We start from the raw sequence: 272 nt of genomic DNA on the forward strand, positions 1-272 counted from the left end.
GTTATCGCAACCTCGTATTTTCCAGCAGCGGTTGCTTTGCCGGTAGTGCTTGGCATGCTGTTTCAGCAGACGCTTGCCTCTACATTTGGTAAATTTCTGGAGATCGTCGAAAAAAGGCCAACTCATCCAGAGTCCATAAAGTATGGGTCGAAAGCAGGGTAACCTGCTTTTTTTGTTTGGAGACTTTGTGTTGCGTGTTCGCATCTCGTTCGTATATACTACAAACAAACGTTCGTGATCGAGGTGGTAGTATGATCGAGACAATCATGGTT

Annotated in this window: 1 pseudogene; it reads left to right on the top strand. The window is 45.2% G+C overall.

Annotated features, from left to right (window positions below):
* A pseudogene (locus SB775_RS29650) lies at positions 1-162 on the top strand (bile acid:sodium symporter family protein); the annotation flags it as partial.
* Positions 163-272: the final 110 nt, after the last annotated feature.

The sequence above is a fragment of the Peribacillus sp. SIMBA_075 genome (genome assembly GCF_046534585.1).